20 protein-coding genes are annotated in these 19472 nt (G+C 52.1%); 18 read left to right on the top strand and 2 right to left on the bottom strand.

Annotation, left to right across the window (positions count from 1 at the left end; translation table 11 throughout):
* The first annotated feature begins 40 nt into the window (after nt 1–40).
* The 12 genes from infB (at nt 41) to IMCC13023_RS03540 (ending at nt 11566) form a co-directional block, all read left to right on the top strand.
* Complete coding sequence (infB, locus tag IMCC13023_RS03485; RefSeq protein WP_040324886.1) at nt 41–2656, top strand: translation initiation factor IF-2; 2616 nt, start codon at nt 41–43, stop codon at nt 2654–2656.
* Nucleotides 2656–3084, top strand: coding sequence for a 30S ribosome-binding factor RbfA (gene rbfA, locus IMCC13023_RS03490; RefSeq protein ID WP_007541314.1), 429 nt, complete (start codon nt 2656–2658; stop codon nt 3082–3084). The genes infB and rbfA overlap by 1 nt, the downstream gene beginning before the upstream one ends.
* Nucleotides 3084–3947: a tRNA pseudouridine(55) synthase TruB gene (truB, locus tag IMCC13023_RS03495; RefSeq protein ID WP_007541316.1), complete on the top strand. Its 864-nt coding sequence runs from the start codon at nt 3084–3086 to the stop codon at nt 3945–3947. Before rbfA ends, truB begins: the two co-directional genes overlap by 1 nt.
* Entirely contained in the window at nt 3944–4321 is a 378-nt protein-coding gene (locus IMCC13023_RS03500) for a hypothetical protein (protein WP_007541319.1), read from the top strand. The genes truB and IMCC13023_RS03500 overlap by 4 nt, the downstream gene beginning before the upstream one ends.
* 19 nt (nt 4322–4340) lie before the next feature.
* Nucleotides 4341–4730 carry a hypothetical protein gene (locus IMCC13023_RS03505; RefSeq protein ID WP_007541321.1) on the top strand — a complete coding sequence of 130 codons (390 nt, stop codon included), beginning with the start codon at nt 4341–4343 and terminating at the stop codon, nt 4728–4730.
* Nucleotides 4714–5637, top strand: coding sequence for a riboflavin biosynthesis protein RibF (ribF, locus tag IMCC13023_RS03510; RefSeq protein ID WP_007541323.1), 924 nt, complete (start codon nt 4714–4716; stop codon nt 5635–5637). The genes IMCC13023_RS03505 and ribF overlap by 17 nt, the downstream gene beginning before the upstream one ends.
* 9 nt (nt 5638–5646) lie before the next feature.
* The gene (locus tag IMCC13023_RS07005) at nt 5647–6216 is read left to right on the top strand and encodes a DUF805 domain-containing protein (protein ID WP_007541325.1); all 570 of its coding nucleotides are present in this window, start codon (nt 5647–5649) and stop codon (nt 6214–6216) included.
* A gap of 113 nt (nt 6217–6329) precedes the next feature.
* Nucleotides 6330–6599: a 30S ribosomal protein S15 gene (rpsO, locus tag IMCC13023_RS03520; protein ID WP_007541326.1), complete on the top strand. Its 270-nt coding sequence runs from the start codon at nt 6330–6332 to the stop codon at nt 6597–6599.
* 257 nt (nt 6600–6856) lie between these two features.
* Nucleotides 6857–9061, top strand: coding sequence for a polyribonucleotide nucleotidyltransferase (locus IMCC13023_RS03525; protein ID WP_007541328.1), 2205 nt, complete (start codon nt 6857–6859; stop codon nt 9059–9061).
* A 66-nt stretch (nt 9062–9127) separates the two neighbouring features.
* Nucleotides 9128–10381 carry a M16 family metallopeptidase gene (locus IMCC13023_RS03530; protein WP_502685261.1) on the top strand — a complete coding sequence of 418 codons (1254 nt, stop codon included), beginning with the start codon at nt 9128–9130 and terminating at the stop codon, nt 10379–10381.
* A 10-nt stretch (nt 10382–10391) separates the two neighbouring features.
* Nucleotides 10392–11117, top strand: coding sequence for a 4-hydroxy-tetrahydrodipicolinate reductase (dapB, locus tag IMCC13023_RS03535; RefSeq protein WP_040324889.1), 726 nt, complete (start codon nt 10392–10394; stop codon nt 11115–11117).
* A complete protein-coding gene (locus IMCC13023_RS03540; protein WP_007541335.1) occupies nt 11114–11566 on the top strand; it encodes a tetratricopeptide repeat protein in 453 nt (150 codons plus the stop codon). Before dapB ends, IMCC13023_RS03540 begins: the two co-directional genes overlap by 4 nt.
* Here the strand turns inward: IMCC13023_RS03540 and IMCC13023_RS03545 are convergent.
* Both IMCC13023_RS03545 and IMCC13023_RS07010 read right to left on the bottom strand, forming a co-directional pair.
* Entirely contained in the window at nt 11534–11971 is a 438-nt protein-coding gene (locus tag IMCC13023_RS03545) for a DUF4395 domain-containing protein (protein WP_007541337.1), read from the bottom strand. The two genes, IMCC13023_RS03540 and IMCC13023_RS03545, sit on opposite strands and share 33 nt — an antisense overlap.
* Nucleotides 11968–12408, bottom strand: a complete 441-nt coding sequence (locus IMCC13023_RS07010; RefSeq protein WP_007541339.1) for a TlpA family protein disulfide reductase — start codon at nt 12406–12408, stop codon at nt 11968–11970. Before IMCC13023_RS07010 ends, IMCC13023_RS03545 begins: the two co-directional genes overlap by 4 nt.
* Before the next feature lie 80 nt (nt 12409–12488).
* Here IMCC13023_RS07010 and thyX point away from each other — a divergent pair, with 80 nt between their 5' ends.
* From thyX to IMCC13023_RS03580, 6 genes are read left to right on the top strand one after another with little or no spacing between them, the layout of a single operon-like run.
* On the top strand, nt 12489–13217 hold the full coding sequence (gene thyX, locus IMCC13023_RS03555; protein ID WP_007541341.1) for an FAD-dependent thymidylate synthase: 729 nt from the start codon (nt 12489–12491) through the stop codon (nt 13215–13217).
* 32 nt (nt 13218–13249) lie between these two features.
* Complete coding sequence (dapA, locus tag IMCC13023_RS03560) at nt 13250–14230, top strand: 4-hydroxy-tetrahydrodipicolinate synthase (RefSeq protein ID WP_007541344.1); 981 nt, start codon at nt 13250–13252, stop codon at nt 14228–14230.
* Nucleotides 14230–15912 (top strand): ribonuclease J, encoded by a 1683-nt coding sequence (locus IMCC13023_RS03565; RefSeq protein WP_007541346.1) that lies wholly within the window; start codon nt 14230–14232, stop codon nt 15910–15912. Before dapA ends, IMCC13023_RS03565 begins: the two co-directional genes overlap by 1 nt.
* A gap of 35 nt (nt 15913–15947) precedes the next feature.
* Entirely contained in the window at nt 15948–18467 is a 2520-nt protein-coding gene (locus tag IMCC13023_RS03570) for an FtsK/SpoIIIE family DNA translocase (RefSeq protein ID WP_040324893.1), read from the top strand.
* Nucleotides 18457–19005: a CDP-diacylglycerol--glycerol-3-phosphate 3-phosphatidyltransferase gene (gene pgsA / locus IMCC13023_RS03575; RefSeq protein WP_007541349.1), complete on the top strand. Its 549-nt coding sequence runs from the start codon at nt 18457–18459 to the stop codon at nt 19003–19005. The genes IMCC13023_RS03570 and pgsA overlap by 11 nt, the downstream gene beginning before the upstream one ends.
* A complete protein-coding gene (locus IMCC13023_RS03580; protein ID WP_007541351.1) occupies nt 18987–19469 on the top strand; it encodes a CinA family protein in 483 nt (160 codons plus the stop codon). The genes pgsA and IMCC13023_RS03580 overlap by 19 nt, the downstream gene beginning before the upstream one ends.
* The last annotated feature ends 3 nt before the right edge of the window (nt 19470–19472 follow it).

The following is a 19472-nucleotide window of genomic DNA, read 5'->3' on the forward strand; positions in this document are numbered from 1 at the left end:
CCTTCCCTGTTTGGGGTCGGCCCCGAACAGGAGAAAAAAAGTGGCGCTTCCACGCGTATACGACATTGCCAGAGAACTTGGGATTGATACCAAGACAGCTTTGGCCAAATTAGAAGAGCTCGGCGAATACGTCAAAGGTGGCTCTTCAACAATCACACCACCGGTAGCTGCAAGGCTAAAGGGAGCTTTCCCAAAGAAGGAAGCTCCAGCCAAGAAGGAGCCAGCAAAGCCAAAGGCTAAGCCTGCCCCAGAAGCCCCGGCTGTTGCCGAGAGCCCAAAACCCTCAGACATTACTGAGCCTGCTGCCCCCGTGGCAGTCGAGCCAGAACCGGCTTCTGCGCCGGAAGCCGGAGAGCCAGTCGTGGAGGAGAAATCCGCCGCCGCAACAATGCTTGGCACACCTCGACCCGGCAACAATCCATTTTCTTCGAACCAGGGCATGGGAATACCGCGCCCGATGGTTCGACCTGGAAACAACCCATTTGCTGCAAACCAGGGCATGGGGCGATCTCGACCAGGGGCACCAAGACCTGCCGGGTCAGCACCACGACCAGGAGCACCACGACCAGGGGCACCAAGACCTGCCGGCGGAGCACCGCGTCCAGGCGGCGGAGCACCGCGTCCAGGTGGAGCGCCAGCGTTCGGAGCACCGGGACAGAAGCCAGGGTTTGGACCTCCGGCCGGAAGACCAGGCCCGGCCGGCCGTGGTGGTCGCGGAGCGGGCACCGCAGGAGCATTTGGTAGAGGCGGTTCCCGAGGAAAATCTCGTAAGTCAAAAAGAACAAAGCGCGAAGAATTTGAACAAAGAGATGTTCCTAGCCTTGGTGGCACAATGGTGCCTCGTGGCGATGGAACAACTGTGTTGCGAGTTCGTCGTGGATCTTCGATTCAGGACTTCGCAGACAAGATTGGCACTAACTCCGCTCAGTTGATCACCATTTTGTTCCACTTGGGACAGATGGCGACTGCGACAGCGTCCCTGGACGAAGACACCTTCCAGATTCTTGGTGAAGAGCTTGGCTACAAGGTCGAGGTTGTTTCGCCTGAAGATGAAGAGCGAGAGCTATTCGAGGGCTTCGGTCTGGATATTTCGACTGGCATCGAAGAAGAAGAAGATGAAGCGCTTTCCCCAAGACCTCCAGTCGTGACAGTCATGGGACACGTTGACCACGGAAAAACCAGGCTGCTTGACTCTATTCGTAATGCGAATGTTGTCGACGGTGAGGCTGGTGGAATTACCCAGCACATAGGTGCCTACCAGGTTCACACAACTCACGAAGGTAAAGATCGAGCGATCACGTTTATTGATACGCCGGGTCACGAGGCTTTCACTGCCATGCGAGTCAGAGGTACCGAAGTCACAGACATTGCCATTTTGGTTATTGCTGCGGACGACGGCGTCATGCCTCAGACCATCGAGGCTTTGAACCATGCCCAAGCTGCAAGAGTTCCAATTGTGGTTGCCGTCAACAAGGTTGATAAAGAGGGTGCAAACCCTGCGAAGATTCGCCAGCAGCTAACCGAATTCGGCCTAGTTGCCGAGGAATTCGGAGGAGACGTTATGTTCGTAGACGTTTCTGCGCTGAAGGGTGACGGTATCGACAGGCTTCTTGACGCAGTGCTTTTGACTGCAGATGCAGCTCTAGATCTTCGAGCCAACCCCGACAGGGCAGCTCGTGGAGTTGCCATTGAGGCAAACCTAGACAAGGGCCGCGGTTCCGTTGCGACGGTTTTGATTCAGTCAGGAACCCTAGAGATTGGTAACGCAATTGTTGCCGGTGCAGCCTACGGCCGAGTCCGAGCGATGTTTGATGAGAACGGAGATCCGGTTAAGTTTGCGACTCCATCAAGACCGGTTCAGGTTCTCGGTCTTCAGTCAGTCCCGCGCGCCGGAGATACTTTCGTGGTTGCCGAGGACGAGCGCCAGGCAAGGCAGATCGCAGAAAAGCGTGAAGCTGCCGACAGAAACGCCATGCTGGCAAGGACCAGAAAGAAGCTTTCACTAGAAGACTTCACTCAGGCTCTCGAGGATGGCAAGGTCGAATCATTGAACTTGATCATCAAGGGTGACGTTTCAGGTGCCGTTGAGGCTCTGGAGGACAGCTTGCTCAAGATTGACGTTGGCGACTCAGTGCAGCTGCGAATCATCCACCGCGGTGTTGGAGCAATCACTGAATCTGACGTAAACCTAGCAACTGTCGACTCGGCGGTAATTATCGGATTCAACGTTCGCCCAGATAACAAGGCGAGGGAACGAGCAGACCGTGAAGGTGTCGACATTCGTCATTACACCGTCATCTACAACGTCCTTGAGGACATTGAGAACTCGCTCAAGGGAATGCTCAAGCCTGAATACGAGGAGGCTCAGCTGGGAACAGCCGAAGTTCGAGAAGTATTCAAGTCCTCCAAGTTCGGCCTCATCGCTGGTTCATATGTTCGAAGCGGCCTAATGCGTCGAAACGCTATGGCAAGAGTCTTGAGAAACGGCGAAGTAATCGGCGAGAACCTCAAGGTCGAGTCACTGAAGCGATTCAAGGACGATGCCACTGAGGTAAAGACTGATTTCGAGTGTGGAATCGGACTGGGTAGCTTTAACGATGTGCAGATCGATGACGTCATCGAAACTTACGAGATGGTTGAGAAGCCGAGGGGCTAATGGCAGATCACGCTAGAGCACTGCGTCTTGCAGAGCGGATTAAAGTATTGGCGGCCTCTGCGCTAGCGAAGGTTGTCAAGGACCCTGATTTGGGTTTCGTTACTTTCACTGACGCTCGAGTTACCCCCGATCTAATGCAGGCCCGACTTTTCTACACTGTTTTTGGTTCCGATGCCGACAAGGCTTCCACGGTAGCTATTCTGCAGAAAAACACCGGTCGACTCAGGGGAGAGATCGGGAAACAGCTGGGCATAAGAATGACCCCAACCCTGGAACTTGTTCTCGACGATGTCCCAGAAAATGCTGGTGACTTGAACGAACTTTTGGCTGAGGCCAAAAGACGAGACGGGGAACTAGGGAAACTTGCCAAGGGTGCCAAGCACGCGGGCGATGCCGACCCTTACATCCAAAAGCCGCAGGAAGACTAATGCAGCATGGCCTAGTTCTGATTGACAAGCCCCAGGACTGGACTTCTTTTGACGTTGTCGCAAAAATGCGGGGCATTCTCGGCACCAAAAAAGTCGGGCATGGCGGAACCTTGGACCCCTTAGCCACCGGTCTCCTGGTGCTTGGAGCAAACCAAGGCACCAAATTACTCCAGTTTCTGCTTGGTCAAGACAAGGCCTATACCGCTACCGTGCGGCTGGGGCAATCAACCCTCAGCGATGATTCTCAGTCGGAAGCCCTTGAGACTAAAGATGCTTCAGGCGTCACTGCCGACCAAATCGATAAGGTCATTTCGTCTTTGACCGGACCGCTTGATCAAATACCGTCGAGTGTTAGCGCCAAAAAGATTGATGGCGTGAGGGCTTACGACTTGGTCCGACAGGGTAAAGAGGTTGACCTAAAGCCCAAGTCAATAGCTATTCGTGAATTTACTCGCACCAGCCAGCCAAGACACCATGATGGTTTGGTTGATTTTGACATCAGCGTTAAGTGCAGTTCCGGGACCTACATCCGTGCACTAGCAAGGGACATGGGCCAAGCACTCGAAGTCGGCGGTCACTTGATTGAGCTTCGTCGAACTGAAGTAGCCTCCTTTTTGATTGGTGATGCGACGGCAATCACCGAGGAGCCTCGTTGGGTCAGCTTGGCTGATGCTGCATCGAAGTTGTTCCCGAGCTTCGAGATTTCCGGCGACCAGGAACGCGACCTTAGACACGGCAAGAAAATCGAATTGGAATCAGCTGAGCCTGAAATCGCACTTATTCGCGAGCAGCAACTGATTGCTCTTGCCACAAAAACCGGTTCTCAATACAAGTCGATAGCAGTGTTCCAGGAGGAGCAGTGATAGACGCCTTTTTCTTGATTCTGGCCTGGTATTCAGTCGCTGCCGGGTTGATTCTGATTTTTTTGGGGCTAATCGGCAAAGCACCGAGTGGATTTTCCCTTGGGCTAGCGATCGGAGTTGAGGCGGGTCTTCTAGTCCAGTTGATTCTCTCGATTGTTTTGGTTTCTCTTGGTCAGTTCGCCGTAATCGACACTTGGGAGTTTTTTGGTTACCTAATAGTCGCCCTGATGGTCCCGATTGCCGGAGCGGTTTGGGCTTTGGTTGAAAGAAATCGCTGGTCAACCGTGGTCTTGGGCGCAGCAGTTCTTACGATCGCCGTGATGTTGGTCAGAATGCAGCAAATCTGGACCGGGGTCAACCCTTTCTCAATCTAAGATTGGTCTTGGAGAATTAATGACAAAATCAATGGGTGTTGGCAGGGTTTTAGTCGCCGTCTATGGAGTCTTTGCACTTTCAGCGTCGGCCAGAGCCGGTTATCAGCTAATTCGAGAATTTGATCAGGCTCCGGTTGCTTATTTATTATCAGCTGTTGCCGCAGTGGTTTACATAGTCGCGACCTTTTCACTCGCTCAGCCTGCAAAGTATCGCGCGCTGGCGTTGTTGGCAGTTCGGTTTGAACTGGCAGGGGTAATAATCGTTGGCTTGCTCTCGATTTTGTTGCCAGAACTGTTCGGTCATCCATCGGTTTGGTCGGGCTTTGGCGTCGGTTATGGTTTTATCCCACTCGTGTTGCCAGTGCTGGGCCTGATTTGGCTGAGGAGGCAAAATGCTGAAGCTAAGTAACTCCAGCTTGCCGGATGAATTCGCCGACACAGCAGTTGCAATAGGTAAATTCGACGGCATTCATTTGGGGCATCAGCAGTTGTTCCGTGAACTCGTGAATTTTTCTGAAGAGGCCGGTCTGGCAGCAGCGGTTCTAACTTTCGATCGCCACCCCGATGCTTTCTTGAAGCCGGGAACCGAGCCGGCGGCAATTATTGGACCAATTCAAAAATCGAGAATTTTAGAGTTGCTTGGGGCCGACGCCCTCATAACTTTGCGTTTTGACCAGCAGCTGGCAAACCTGTCCCCAGAGCAGTTTGTGGTGAGTCACTTGATGCCGATCAGGGCCAAGCTGGTTCTGGTTGGGCAAGGGTTTCGTTTTGGACACAAGGGATCCGGAAGCATTATTGAGCTTCGGCAACTTGGTGAGCGCTTTGGCTTTGAGGCTAAAGAGGTTCCCACGGTGGTCTTTGGCGACCTTCCGGTTTCTAGCACCGAGATAAGAAAAGCGATTGCTTCTGGAAATATCAAGGCTGCAAACGCCATGCTTGGACGAAATCATCAAACCGAGGGCATGGTTGAACATGGCCGTAAGATCGGCCGAAAAATAGGCTTTCCAACCGCAAACCTTGCTCGAGACAGCGAGGGGCTGTTGCCGATTGACGGTGTTTACGCCGGCTGGCTATACGCGGATGGTGTTCGCTATCCGGCGGCTCATTCGGTGGGGACTAACGACTCCATAGAGGCCGTTCCAAGGCTTCTGGAATCCCACGTTATCGGCCGTGATGATCTTGACCTTTATGACAAGATCGTGACTTGTGAGTATGTCGAGCAAGTCAGACCCTGGGCCAAATATGAGTCCATGGAAAAACTAATCGAGCAGATCGGCTCCGACGTTGAAGCCTGCAGGCGAGTGCTAGGGGAGTAGGGTCTAGCTATGAGTTTTGTAGGAGCGATTTCAAGCGGGTTCAAGAACTACGTGAATTTCAAGGGCAAGGCCAGCCGGGCTCAGTACTGGTATTGGGTGCTATTCACTCTGCTGCTGGCGCTAGTGCTTGGGACAATTGAAGGCGTGATTTGGCCAACGGCTGCGACCACAGGCGACCCGGTGACCGATATACAATCGCTGAGCACTGACTTCACTCCGCTTACTACTATTTCTTCGCTCGTTCTTTTTTTGCCGAACCTCTCGATTCTGGCAAGACGTCTCCATGATGCCGGCTTCAGCGCAAAGTGGCTGTTCCTAATCATTGTTCCGGCGGCTTACTCCATTTTTGCGACCATCGGTGCAATCGTTTTGATTAATGATTACCCTTCTGGGCAAGAGTTCTCTCCTGAGCTCTTGATATCATTGGTATTCCTGATTGTTCCGATCCTCGCGCTGGCTGCCATTGTCTTCATTATTTTCTTGGTTTTGGTTCTAAAGACCTCAAAGAGTTTTTATGACGGGAACAAATATGTTGAACCAGAGCCGCTTGATTCACTCGATGAGGGCACTACCGCCTAGCCAAAAACAGTTTTTATGCCTAGACTTCTGAGGTTGCCGTGTAACGGCCGCGGATTAAGAGAGCGACAGACAACCTGTTTGACGCGCCGCGCAGCGGATCGGAAGGATCAGCAATGGCTCTAGACCCACAGGTAAAGACTCAAATCATCGAAGAGTATGCAACTAAGCCAGGCGATACCGGTTCGCCTGAAGTTCAGGTTGCAGTTATGACCTCTCGAATCATTGGCCTTACCGAGCACCTAAAAGACCACAAGCATGACCACCACTCACGTCGTGGTTTGCTGCTAATCGTTGGACAGCGCCGCCGCCTTCTTGGTTACTTGCAGCGCGTTGACATTAACCGTTATCGCAAGCTAATCGAGAGACTAGGACTTCGTCGCTAGTTCCGTAAAATTTGAGATTTGACTAACCCCGGCCGAAATGCCGGGGTTTTTCATTACTAGGCTTTTTACTCTTTGGTTGTTAGGCTTGTAACAACGAGGATTAGAAGGCGGGTCTTCGGTGGAAGTTTCTGGGTTCAGACCCAGAGTTTTTTACTGACGATCAGCACTTCATCGGGCAAGGTCCGACCTCTAGCGCGCACGAAACTTCACTGAAAGTGGATCGGGCTTTGCGCTGCGCAGATAAATAAGGAGGGGCCATGGAAGGCCCAGAGATTAAATTCGCAGAAGCCGTTATTGATAACGGAAAGTACGGAAAGCGCGTTGTGCGCTTTGAAACCGGACGCCTAGCCCAGCAAGCAGCTGGTGCAGCAGTTGTCTACATTGATGACGAGACCATGTTGTTCTCGGCCACCACAGCCTCAAAGGCACCGAAGGATCACTTCGATTTCTTCCCACTCACAATTGATGTTGAAGAGCGCATGTATGCCGCGGGTAAAATTCCGGGCTCATTCTTCCGTCGTGAGGGTCGCCCATCCACCGCCGCAATCTTGGCATGTCGTTTGATCGATAGGCCGCTTAGGCCTTCGTTTGTTGACGGCTTGCGCAACGAAATTCAGGTTGTTGTAACTGTTATGTCGATTGAGCCGGATGAGCTTTACGACGTAGTTGCTATCAACGCAGCGTCAATGTCCACTCAGCTAGCTGGCTTGCCATTCTCTGGCCCAGTAGCCGGTGTTCGCGTGGCACTGATCGATGGCCAGTGGGTTGCTTTCCCTAAGCATTCACAGCTTGCAAACGCCGTGTTCAACATGGTTGTTGCCGGTCGAGTTATAGACGGCGACGATGTTGCAATCATGATGGTGGAAGCAGAAGCTACTGAAAACAGCTGGGACCTAATTGCCGGTGGTGCTGTAGCGCCGAGCGAAGAAATCGTGTCTCAGGGACTTGAGGCTGCAAAGCCATTTATCAAGGAACTAGTTAGAGCACAGAACGATGTTGCCAAGCAGGCTGCAAAGCCAACAGCTGACTACCCAGTGTTCTTGCCATATACCGACGAGGTACTAGCAGCTGTTGAAAAAGCTGCCGGAGCCGAGGTCGCCAAGGTTTACCAGATTGCCGATAAGCAAGAGCGTCAGGATGCTGACGATGCACTTAAGGCGAGCGTCAAGGAAGCACTAGCTGCGAAGCTAAGTGAAGAAGACATGGCTCAGTTCTCAGCCGCATACAAGGCAGTTGCCAAGAAGGCAATGCGCACTAGGGTTCTAAAAGAGGGAATCCGAATTGACGGTCGTGGACTAAGTGACATCCGTCTAATCGACTCCGAAGTTGGAGTGATACCAAGGACCCATGGTTCAGCAATATTCCAGCGCGGAGAGACCCAAATCTTGGGTGTCACAACGCTGAACATGCTGAAAATGGAACAGCAGCTTGATGCACTGACTCCAGAGAAGTCGAAGCGTTACATGCACCACTACAACTTCCCACCGTATTCAACTGGTGAGACCGGTCGCGTTGGTACCCCTAAGCGACGCGAAATTGGTCACGGTGCCCTGGCAGAGCGGGCTCTAATGCCAGTTCTACCAGCACGTGATGAGTTCCCGTATGCAATTCGTCAGGTTTCAGAAGCTCTTAGCTCGAACGGATCAACCTCAATGGGTTCCGTTTGTGCATCGACCCTTGCACTTCTAAACGCCGGTGTGCCATTGCGCGCTCCAGTTGCTGGAATCGCGATGGGTTTGATCACGGACACCGTTGACGGCAAGACCCAGTACGCGGCACTAACTGACATCCTCGGCGCTGAAGACGCATTGGGCGACATGGACTTCAAGGTCGCCGGTACTCGCAACTTCATCACCGCGATTCAGTTGGACACAAAGCTGGATGGAATTCCATCCGCAGAGCTAGCTAAGGCGCTTACGCAGGCCAAGGAAGCTCGCTTGTTCATCTTGGATGTCATGGCGGAAGCTATCGACGAGCCAGATGAGCTGTCCAAGTACTCACCTCGCGTTATCGCAGTCAAGATTCCAATTGACAAGATCGGTGAAGTTATCGGGCCAAAGGGCAAGATGATTAACCAGATTCAAGAAGACACTGGCGCTGACATCTCAATTGAAGACGACGGAACCGTTTACATCGGTGCAGTTGACGGACCAAGCGCTGATGCGGCCAAGGCTGCCATCAACGCGATTGCTAACCCTCACGTGCCAGAAATTGGCGAGCGTTTCCTAGGAACCGTCGTGAAGCTAGCAACATTCGGTGCATTTGTATCGCTGATGCCAGGCAGGGACGGGCTATTACACGTCTCCGAGCTCAAGAAGCTTTCGGCTGGCAAGCGCGTTGAAAATGTCGAGGACGTCCTGACCGTCGGTCAAAAAGTCTTGGTTGAAATCACCAAGGTTGATGACCGAGGCAAGTTGTCACTCGCACCTGTTGTTGAGGATGACGCAGCGAGCGAAGAGTAATAATTGAGGCTAGGTCTTTTAGACTCAAGCGATTTCACCGCTGAGGCATCACGGATTTGTAGGACCGTGCTGCCCAGCGGTGTTCGCATTTTAAGTGAGGAAATTCCAGGGGCACCGTCTGTCGCGATAGCGGCTTCAGTGGCTGTGGGCTCGAGAGATGAGCTACCCGGAACATTTGGCTCCACGCATTTTCTTGAGCACTTGCTGTTCAAGGGAACTGACCGAAGAAATGCTAAAGATGTATCTGTCGCATTCGATTCGGTTGGCGGATCCTCGAACGCTGCAACTGCCAAGGAATACACCAGCTACTACGCACGGGTCATGAACTCGGCTTTGCCGCTGGCGCTAGATGTAATTCTTGACATGTTCACTTCGGCGAAAATTGGTCAGCACGACTTTGATGTTGAGCGGACTGTAATCCTCGAGGAGCTCGCCATGGGTGAGGATGATCCCGAGGACTTGGCTCATGAGGCACTGGCAAGTGCCCTGTTGCCCGATCATGAACTTGGTAGGCCAATTGGTGGCACTAAGGAAACAATCCTTGCTGTGACCCGTGAGCAGGTTATGGAGCATTACCGCCAGCACTATATTCCGCAGAACCTTGTGGTAACAGCTGCCGGAGGAGTCTCACACGAAGCGCTCGTCGAGCTGGTTCAGCAAGAGCTTGCGAAAGTCGGATGGCTAGATGCCGAGGCAAATCCAAATGAGCGCCGTTCTCAAGTGGCTTTTGAGATGCCTAAAACTATTCCATTCACCAACTTGGATCATGATTTTTCGCAGGCGAATCTTCTTCTTGGGTACCAGAGCATCAAGGGCATGGACAAGGACAGGTATGCGCTTGGTTTGATGAGCAGCATCCTGGGTGGCGGAATGTCCTCAAGGCTTTATCAAGAAATCAGAGAAGAACGCGGTTTGGCATATTCGACCTACTCTTACCAGCAGGGCTATGCCGATGCCGGTTACTTTGGGCTCTACGCAGGAACCAGTCCTGAAAACGCCACTTTAGTGACTCAGCTAATGAAATCCGGGCTCGATTCAATCGCAGAGCACGGGGTTTCCCGCGAGGAATTTGATTTGGCTCTCGGTTCGCTTACCGGTGGATTAGCGCTTCGCTACGAAAGCTCGCTGGCAAGAATGAACCGGCTGTTGTCTGCCGAAATCGGCAGCGGAGAGTTTTTGTCTACCGAACAAATACTGCAGCGCTTCCAGGAGGTTGACATCTCGGAGATACAGACCGTCGCTGCTCGAATCGCTGCAAATAGTTCCGCTCTAGTTGCGGTTGGGCCTAACTTAGAAGCACTCAAACAATTAGCTGGATAGGTTTTCTAACATGATTCATGTTTCAGTACTCGGAGCCACAGGTCGCATGGGAGCTCTTGCCAAGCAAGTAATCGATGCAGACAGCAATCTGAAGCTGCATTCCGCACTGGATTCCTCGTCACCCAAGGAGCAGATGCTGGGTGCCGACGTTGTGCTTGATTTTACTAACCCGGCAGTCTCTGAATCACTGGTCCTGTTCGCGATTGAGAGCGGTCTAAGAACCGTTGTTGGAACATCTGGCTGGAGTCAGCAGAAGCTGGCAGTTTTAGAAAAAGCTTTGAAAGCAAACCCCAAGTCGGCCGTTGTAGTAGTGCCCAACTTTTCGGTTGGTTCGATGCTTGCTCAGCGCTTCGCTGCGATGTCGGCAAAGTACTTCGACTCGATTGAGATTATGGAGGCCCACCACGAGCAAAAAGTTGATTCTCCTTCCGGCACTGCAATCCGTACCGCCGAGTTGATTGCCGATGCTAGAAAAGACTTGCCACAGCATCTAATTCCCGGGGTTGGGCAGCCTGGCAGGGGAGTAGTTCACGCAGGAGTTGTTATTCACTCCCTGCGTCAGAAGGGCATTTCTGCAAAGCAGGACACTATTTTTGGTGCTGACGGGGAACAGCTAGTTATTTCACACGACGTTTCCTCTCCAAGGGCCTACTCTCTTGGGATCCTTCGATCAATTGAGTTCGCGCAAACCGCAACCGGCTTGACTGTTGGCCTGGAGAACGTCCTGGCAAAATGATCACCAAAATTTGGGTCGGCTTAATGCTGGCCCTGACTCTTTTCTATGTTTTCACCTTGCTCGGTAGGGGTATCATCTTGCTCCAAGAACCCAGCCTCATAGCTGTTGCGATGGGCTTAGCGATTCTTGTGTTGCCGCTAGTAGCGCTCTGGGCGCTATTTGCTGAGCTGCAATTTGGCCTAAAAGCCCAGAGGCTCTCACGGCGGCTAATTTCCCTAGATATCCCGGGGTTGGACCTTGAACTTCGGGCCAGCGGAAGAGCCACCAAAGATTCAGCTAATAAAGAGCTGGAGCGAATTCAAGATGCAGTTACTAAGGACCCGAAAAACTGGAGCCTTTGGTTCCAACTGGGTGAGGCTCATGATGCTGCCGGAGAGCGCAAGAATGCGCGTGCTGCCATCAGGAAAGCAATCCAGCTAGCGAATGATCCCGACTCTGCGGATCAGTAGATAGAGCTGGCACCCTAGGCACAGTCCAAAAAAAGCATTCAGAAAAGCCGCAATAAAAATAAAGGCTGCTGAAACAGTTATTAGCGGCGCGCTAAAGATGCCGCCAATAATTCCAAGAAGCGCAAACGCTAGTCCGACTTGCTGGGCAAATTTCAGTGGCCTTGGGTCCTCTAGTTCTTTGGGGGCAGCCAAGTTGGGCCGGATAAATTTGGCGAACGACCAGCCATATGGGTGGGTACTTGGGGAAACTAGCGACCAGGTGAAAAGCACCCCCAGCGCTACAACTATTCCGTAGGCAAGCGATTGGTTGGAAAGGCTTAGGTAAAAAGCTATTAGGGATAACACCGAGGTGATAGCGGCGCCAAATCTCGGTCCTCGTGGGTCTACGTGATTGTTAGTAGTCATTTCACTCCTAGTTTTTCTATTTCGGTTTCGATGGTCTTTGGTTTTGGTGTCCCGCCAATCCGGAAGCGAATCTCGCCAGCCGGATTCAAGATAAATACTGTTGGAGTCTGACTTATGTTGAAATGTGCAGCCAGGTTTATCCTGTGGGTGATGTCGACCTCAATAAATAAAAGCCCACCCTTTCGGTACTCGAGTTTTGTAAGCGATCTTCTAACCGCTGGGCATTGGCCACAGTATTCTGTGGAAAACAAAACGACCGTAGCTTCTTTACCGAACTCGGATATTTCTTCGCCGTCCTTGAGGATCTTAAGCTTTTGAAGCTTTATGCATTGTGCTCCTGAGACGCTGCGTCCACGACCTCGAAAAAATCGGTAGACAAGTCCAGCAATTGTTGCCAGAACGATTAGGGCGATTGAAAGGGCGATTGTTGAATCCACCTAACAAAGCGTAGGTGACACAAAGACGAAAATACGGAGTGTTGCGCTTTTTTACTTTTGGGCTGGCTTAGGGTTATCAGATGACCGAAATTCAATTCCGCAGCGATGTGACTGTTGAGCTTGTTAGATCAAGCGCTCAAGATGCCGACGTTCTTTTTGCTGCCCGGGTCTCGACTCAAGGGGAGCAGACTCTTGAGAGCGCTATGCAATCTGGCGCCGAGGTTGAAAAGCGCGATAAGGGACTGATCAACTACCTCATGCGAGATAGACACGGCTCTCCTTTTGAGCACAACTCAATGACTTTTTATGTTCAGGCTCCTATTTTCGTTTTCCGCGAGTTCATGAGGCACCGAATCGCCAGCTACAACGAGGAATCTGGTCGCTACCGCGAACTGCAGCCAGTTTTTTACGTTCCAGGTCCCGAGCGCAAACTGGTTCAGGTTGGAAAGCCCGGTGCCTATGATTTTGAGGACGGAACCATTGAGCAGACTGCTCTAGTAGTCCAGGAGACACAGGCAATTACACGCGCTGCCTACGAGTCCTATCAGCGCATGCTGGAGGCCGGAGTTGCTCGCGAGGTTGCGAGAATCGTGTTGCCGGTAAATATTTACTCCAGCATGTATGTGACGATGAACTCTCGCGCTCTAATGAATTTCCTGTCACTTCGCACCAAACGCGAAGGCACGCACTTCCCATCGTTTCCTCAGCGTGAAATAGAGATGTGCGCCGAGAAGATGGAAGATGCCTGGGCAAAGCTAATGCCACTGAGCTACGAGTCGTTCAATGAAAACGGTCGAGTCGCGCCTTAGGCGCCCTGTTCCTCGAACGGTAGGCTATCGGGATGGTTATAAAGGAACGCGACGTTTTCGGGCAAGTGCTGGTGGCACTCGTCACGCCAATGACTCACGATGGTGAAGTCGATTGGGATGCAACCGAAAAACACATGGACTACGTCATTTCAAACGGAGCCGACGGCATTGTCATCACCGGCACCACCGGAGAAACATCGACCCTCACTGATGCGGAGAAGATTCAGCTTGTGAAAGTTGGGAAGTCTGTAGCGGCTGGCCGGGCCAAGATTATCACCGGCGGAGGATCCAACGAGACCGCTCATGCGATTCAGCTTTATAAGGCCAGCGAGAAAGCCGGAGCTGATGGCGTGATGATCGTCACGCCCTATTACAACAAGCCGACTCAGGCTGGAATTCTCACCCACTTCAGGATGATTGCCGATGCAACTGATCTTCCGGTGATTCTCTATGACATTCCTGGTCGCACAGGGGTTGCAATTGGCTATGACACTTTTCATCGAGCAGCCAAGCACCCAAATATTGTTGCGGTCAAGGATGCCAAGGGCGACCTTGCACAGGTTTCAAGGCTGATGCTGGAAACAGGTTTGATGTATTTCTCAGGGGATGACTCATACGCGCTGCCTCATCTTTCAGTGGGTGCCACCGGCCTGATCGGAGTCACTGCAAACATTGCTCCGCATGCTTACCGGGAAATGATCGATGCCACCAATGCAAATGATTTCCACGCTGCCCTCAATGTGCATAACGCCCTTGAGCCGCTGCAGCGTGCAGTTATGAACCACGTTCCAGGTACAGTGGCCGCAAAGTACGTACTGCACGGCTTAGGGCTTATTGGTTCACCAAGAGTCAGATTGCCACTGGTGGGACCAGAGGACAGCGAGGCTGCTGCAATTGAATCCGGCATTGACCAGGTTGAAAGCGTACCTGGCTTGAGTTTTGACAACTTCCGTCCTGATAGAAATGCCGCCGCTGGCGGTGCGCTGCCCAAGGTAGCTGGGACAACCAGATAGTGGAGCTGCAGTCTCCACCGGCACTCAAGCCGGGCACTCTGAGAATCATCCCACTTGGTGGTTTAGGAGAGATCGGTCGAAACATGACCGTTTTCGAGCTCGATAAGCAAATCATGATCGTCGATTGCGGTGTGTTGTTTCCCGAGGAGACGCAGCCTGGAGTGGATGTAATCCTCCCTGACTTTAGTTACCTGGAAGACAAACTGGATCGCATCGTCGGGATGGTTCTTACGCACGGGCACGAAGACCACATAGGTGGAGTGCCGTATCTTCTCCGTCATAAAAAAGACATACCGATCTTGGGTTCCACTTTGACCCTGGCATTCCTTGAGGCGAAACTCAAAGAGCACCGTATTGCGCCGTTGACTCATACCGTTGCCGCCGGGCAAATAGAGCGCATGGGGCCTTTTGAACTTGAGTTTGTTGCAGTAAACCATTCAATCCCAGACTCCTTGGCCGTCATAATCCGGAGCGTCGCTGGCACAGTTCTTGCGACCGGAGATTTCAAGATGGATCAGCTGCCCTTGGATGGCAGGCTCACTGACCTTCGGGCGTTCGCGAAGATTGGCGAAGAGGGGCTAGATCTATTCATGGTGGACAGCACCAATGCCGATGTCCCGGGCTTCACGCCCCTTGAGCGCGACATTGGGCCAGTTATCGAGAACGTTATTGCTAAGACTCCGGGAAGAGTCGTGGTTGCCTCATTTAGCTCACACGTCCACAGAGTTCAGCAGGTTATCGATGCGGCGCTCGCAAATAATCGCAAGGTTGTTTTCGTAGGCCGCAGCATGGTAAGAAACATGACCATCGCTGCTGAGCTTGGGTTTTTGAAGGTGCCGGATGGGCAGATAGTAGATATTCGAAAAGCTGGAAACTATCCGGATAACAAGTTGGTCTTCATGTCCACCGGTAGCCAGGGAGAACCGATGGCGGTGCTTTCAAGAATGGCTAGACAGGACCACCAAATTCAAATCGGACCTGGCGATACGGTATTGCTTGCAAGTTCACTGATTCCAGGCAATGAAAACGCTGTCTACCGCGTCATCGACGGGCTCACCAAAATTGGTGCCAACGTTGTTCACAAGGGAAACGCAAAGGTTCATGTTTCTGGCCATGCGGCAGCTGGTGAGCTTCTTTATTGCTACAACATCTTGAAGCCGAAAAACGTGCTGCCGATTCACGGCGAGTTCCGTCATCTGCAAGCAAATGCTGACCTCGCTATTAAAACCGGAGTTCCTGTGGAGCGAACTTTATTGGCTGAAGATGGTGCCGTAATTGACATGGCTGACGGGATCTGCGAAATAGTCGGCCGAGTCGCCTGTGACATGCTTTACGTTGACGGTAAGACCGTTGGCAAGATTACCGAGGACGACCTCAAGGACCGCAGGATATTGGCCGAAGAGGGCTTTATTTCTATCTTTGTAGTTGTTGACAAGGCAAGCGGCCAGATTGTTGAAGGCCCGGAGATTAAGGCTCGGGCCTACGCCGAGGAGGATCACGTCTTTGACGACATCCTCCCGGAGGTTCGGACAGCCTTGATGCGTGCCGCAGCCGACGGCGTTAGAGACACCTATGGTTTTCAGCAGGTAATTCGGAAAACAGTTGGTTCCTGGGTTGCCAGAGCACACCGTCGCAAGCCAATGATTATCCCAATCGTTGTTTATTCTTCGCGCCCCGCCTAAGCCCAAATCACCAAATAGATTGCTAGTTTTTCCTCATGGCAGCAAAGACTCCACCACCCCGCAGACCGACTAGTAGCCGGTCTGCCAAAAAGCCTGCGACCTCAAGGTCGAGGGAGGCTGCCCGCAAACCCTCCGGCCCTTCGAATCAACGCTCAAATCTTGGCGCCACGCTAAGCGCCGGTTATCTTGGTGTCGCTCATTTTTTTGGTGGCATAATTCGGGCCTTCAGTACCGAAAAACTCTCGAACGAAGACCGTAGAGACGGCGCACCATTTTTTCTGCTGTTGCTCAGCATTTCTGGTGCCGCGAACGCCTGGTTCCTAATCGGAGAACCTTGGGCGCTAGCACTGCACAATTTCACTTTCGGGATGCTTTTCGGGTTAGTCGCTTACGCCTTGCCGGTTGTGTTTTTTGGTTACGCGCTTTATTTATTCAGGCACCCCGCCTCGGTCAGGGACAGTTCTAGATTCGCGCTGGGATTCTGGTTGCTTTTATCTGTTATCTCAGGGTTTTTCCACGTCTTTTCCAATATGCCTTCTCCACGGGATGGCGTCGATGCATTGGCAGAGGCAGGGGGTCTCTTTGGTTGGTTGGTTGGAGGCCCGCTTGCTGAGATTTTGAGTATTTACGTAGCTGTGCCCGCACTAGTTTTGTTGTCCGTAATTGCACTGCTAGTGATGACAGGAACCGCTCCCAATAAAATCATTGTCAACTTCAAGAGGCTCTACGGATTTTTGTTTGCTGAAAACAAAAACTCAGTTGAGACCGACGCATTCGATGCCAAGAAGTCAAGCTGGTGGAAGAAAGAGCGTGAGCTAGAGCCCGCTTTTGATTCCCCCCTCGTGTCGGACATCGATGAGTTTGTTGCAGCCGAAATAGATGCTCCGATTGAATCGGTAGATGTCGCGGTCAATGGCGATGACTCGAGTGATGAGCCAGAGTTTTTCTCACAACCAGAAGGGGTGACCGAGCCAATCGACATACCTTCCTCAGAAAGAGCAAAACGGCCCTATGTGCTACCGGCGCTTGGTCTGCTTTCGGCAGGTACACCCCACAAAGCGAAATCCGCGGTGAACGATCAGGTGGTTGCTTCCATCAACGAGGTTTTCAAAGAGTTCGATATTCAAGCCAGGGTGTCCGATTTCCAGCGTGGACCGACTGTGACTAGATACGAAGTTGAACTGGCACCGGGGGTGAAGGTCGAAGCTGTAACAAGGTTGGTCAATAACATCAGCTACGCGGTGGCTTCCAGTGAAGTTCGTATTTTGGCCCCAATTCCAGGTAAGAGCGCTATCGGCATTGAGATTCCTAACACCGATAGGGAGACTGTTTCTCTTGGAGACGTTCTGAGATCTAAGGCTGCAACCGGTGTTCAACACCCCTTGACAATCGGCGTTGGAAAAGATGTCGAGGGCGGTTACCTGGTAGCAAACCTTGCCAAAATGCCTCACTTATTGGTAGCCGGGGCTACTGGAGCAGGTAAGTCAAGCTTTATAAACTCTATGATTTGCTCCGTATTGATGCGGGCTACTCCTGCCGAAGTTCGAATGGTGCTGGTTGACCCTAAGCGAGTTGAGCTCTCGGTTTACCAAGGGGTTCCGCACCTGGTTACTCCAATCATCACAAATCCTAAAAAGGCTTCTGAGGCTTTGCAATGGGTCGTCAGAGAGATGGAGTCGCGTTACGACGATCTGGCGTCTTTTGGTTTCAAGCACATCGATGATTTCAATCGCGCTGTTATCAGCGGAGACGTAAAGGTTCCGGAGGGATCCAAGCGAGACCTGCAACCATATCCTTATCTCTTAGTGGTGGTGGACGAGCTTGCGGATTTGATGATTGTTGCGCCACGGGACGTTGAGGATTCTATTGTTCGGATTACTCAGTTGGCCAGAGCATCAGGCATCCACCTGGTGCTGGCAACCCAGCGACCTTCGGTCGACGTGGTGACCGGTCTAATAAAGGCAAACGTTCCTTCGAGGCTTGCTTTCTCGGTCTCTTCTTTGACTGACTCTCGGGTAATTCTTGATCAGCCGGGAGCTGAGAAGCTGGTGGGGCAAGGTGATGCGCTTTTCGCGCCAATGGGAACGAATAAGGCAGTTCGCGTTCAAGGAGCTTGGGTGTCTGAAGCCGAGCTTCAAAAAGTAGTTGACCATGTCAAGGCTCAGATGAACCCTGAGTACCGAAGTGATGTAATACAGCGGGTAACTTCTAAGGTCGTGGATAGCGACATCGGCGACGACATGGATATTCTCCTTGCGGCTTGTGACTTAATCGTCAATTCTCAATTTGGGTCAACCTCAATGCTTCAGCGGAAGCTGCGGATTGGCTTCGCGAAGGCGGGACGAATGATGGATCTTCTTGAATCCCGCGGGGTTGTCGGAGCTTCTGAAGGCTCGAAGGCCAGGGATGTTCTAGTTAAGGCAGAAGATCTGCCAGCTTTACTTAGCAAGATAAGCGGCCAAACCTCGGCTGTGGTCGAGGGCGATTCGCCGGGTTCCGATGACGAACCGGATGAAGACGCTTGGCAGCTAACCGGCAGGCGCGATGACTTCTAGAAGCTTTATTTACAGACAAACCCCCAACCTAATTACATTGACCAGGCTGGCAATGGTGCCAATTGTCCTTTGGCTAATCTTTGATTACTGGGATTTTTGGGGCCGGTTTGCCGCGCTGGTGCTGCTGGTGCTTGCGGCTTCGACCGATGGTATCGACGGTGCTATTGCTAGAAGGCGGAACCTGGTCAGTGATTTCGGCAAGCTACTTGACCCAATCGCAGATAAAGCCTTACTTACTGGAGCCCTTGTTGCGTTATCTGCTCAGGGCGCAGTTCCTTGGATAGCGACTTCGCTGATTCTTGGAAGAGAGTTGATTGTGACCGTTTACCGGTTGGTGGTTGCGAAGCGTCGAGTGATTGCAGCTACCGGGGGTGGAAAATTCAAAACAGTCATGCAAATCATCGCGGTTAGCCTGGCATTGGCGCCATTTGAAGTCTTGGGTGACTGGTACGTGCTCTTTACCCAGGCTGTTGTCTGGTTTACCGTTGTGTTGACGCTTTGGAGCGGAAAGCAGATTCTATGGCCGAGCAAGTTATAGCGCTGGCAAAAAAGGCCGGCCTCTCAATCGCTATTGCTGAATCGATTACTGGAGGCGCGTTAGCCTCCGCTCTAATAGGCGTCGATGGAGCCTCCGAGGTAGTGCTTGGAGGGATTGTTGCCTACCAGGACCGCATCAAGGAGCAACTCCTAGGGGTGTCACCGGCCCTGATAGCCAATCAGAGTGCGGTAGATGCCGAAGTTGCCGCACAGATGGCTGAAGGCGTCCGAGAAAGGTTCTCCAAGGCTGCCGGCAAAGACTTAGGTTCGGTCATCGGAATAGCAACTACGGGTGTTGCCGGACCAAGCAGCGTGTCGGGGAGAATGCCAGGAGAAGTTTTCATCGCAATCAGTTCCTCTCAAGGCGTGACCGTCTACAGCGAAAACTTTGAGGGTTCAAGGAATCAAATCAGAATGCTTTGCCTGGATCGCGCAATCGAGATCCTTAGGGAACATTTAGCCTGAGTA

Origin of the sequence: Candidatus Aquiluna sp. IMCC13023 (assembly GCF_000257665.1) — a bacterium.
Lineage (GTDB): Bacteria > Actinomycetota > Actinomycetes > Actinomycetales > Microbacteriaceae > Aquiluna.

Bases quoted from the DNA above. Each gene is read 5' to 3' on its own strand.
- IMCC13023_RS03570 (WP_040324893.1), top strand. From the start codon at position 15,948: ATGGCAGCAAAGACTCCACCACCCCGCAGACCGACTAGTAGCCGGTCT.
- dapA (WP_007541344.1), top strand. From the start codon at position 13,250: ATGGTTATAAAGGAACGCGACGTTTTCGGGCAAGTGCTGGTGGCACTC.
- IMCC13023_RS03540 (WP_007541335.1), top strand. From the start codon at position 11,114: ATGATCACCAAAATTTGGGTCGGCTTAATGCTGGCCCTGACTCTTTTC.
- IMCC13023_RS03525 (WP_007541328.1), top strand. From the start codon at position 6,857: ATGGAAGGCCCAGAGATTAAATTCGCAGAAGCCGTTATTGATAACGGA.
- IMCC13023_RS03545 (WP_007541337.1), bottom strand. From the start codon at position 11,971: ATGACTACTAACAATCACGTAGACCCACGAGGACCGAGATTTGGCGCC.
- pgsA (WP_007541349.1), top strand. From the start codon at position 18,457: ATGACTTCTAGAAGCTTTATTTACAGACAAACCCCCAACCTAATTACA.
- truB (WP_007541316.1), top strand. From the start codon at position 3,084: ATGCAGCATGGCCTAGTTCTGATTGACAAGCCCCAGGACTGGACTTCT.
- IMCC13023_RS07005 (WP_007541325.1), top strand. From the start codon at position 5,647: ATGAGTTTTGTAGGAGCGATTTCAAGCGGGTTCAAGAACTACGTGAAT.
- dapB (WP_040324889.1), top strand. From the start codon at position 10,392: ATGATTCATGTTTCAGTACTCGGAGCCACAGGTCGCATGGGAGCTCTT.
- thyX (WP_007541341.1), top strand. From the start codon at position 12,489: ATGACCGAAATTCAATTCCGCAGCGATGTGACTGTTGAGCTTGTTAGA.
- rpsO (WP_007541326.1), top strand. From the start codon at position 6,330: ATGGCTCTAGACCCACAGGTAAAGACTCAAATCATCGAAGAGTATGCA.
- IMCC13023_RS03580 (WP_007541351.1), top strand. From the start codon at position 18,987: ATGGCCGAGCAAGTTATAGCGCTGGCAAAAAAGGCCGGCCTCTCAATC.
- rbfA (WP_007541314.1), top strand. From the start codon at position 2,656: ATGGCAGATCACGCTAGAGCACTGCGTCTTGCAGAGCGGATTAAAGTA.
- ribF (WP_007541323.1), top strand. From the start codon at position 4,714: ATGCTGAAGCTAAGTAACTCCAGCTTGCCGGATGAATTCGCCGACACA.
- IMCC13023_RS03505 (WP_007541321.1), top strand. From the start codon at position 4,341: ATGACAAAATCAATGGGTGTTGGCAGGGTTTTAGTCGCCGTCTATGGA.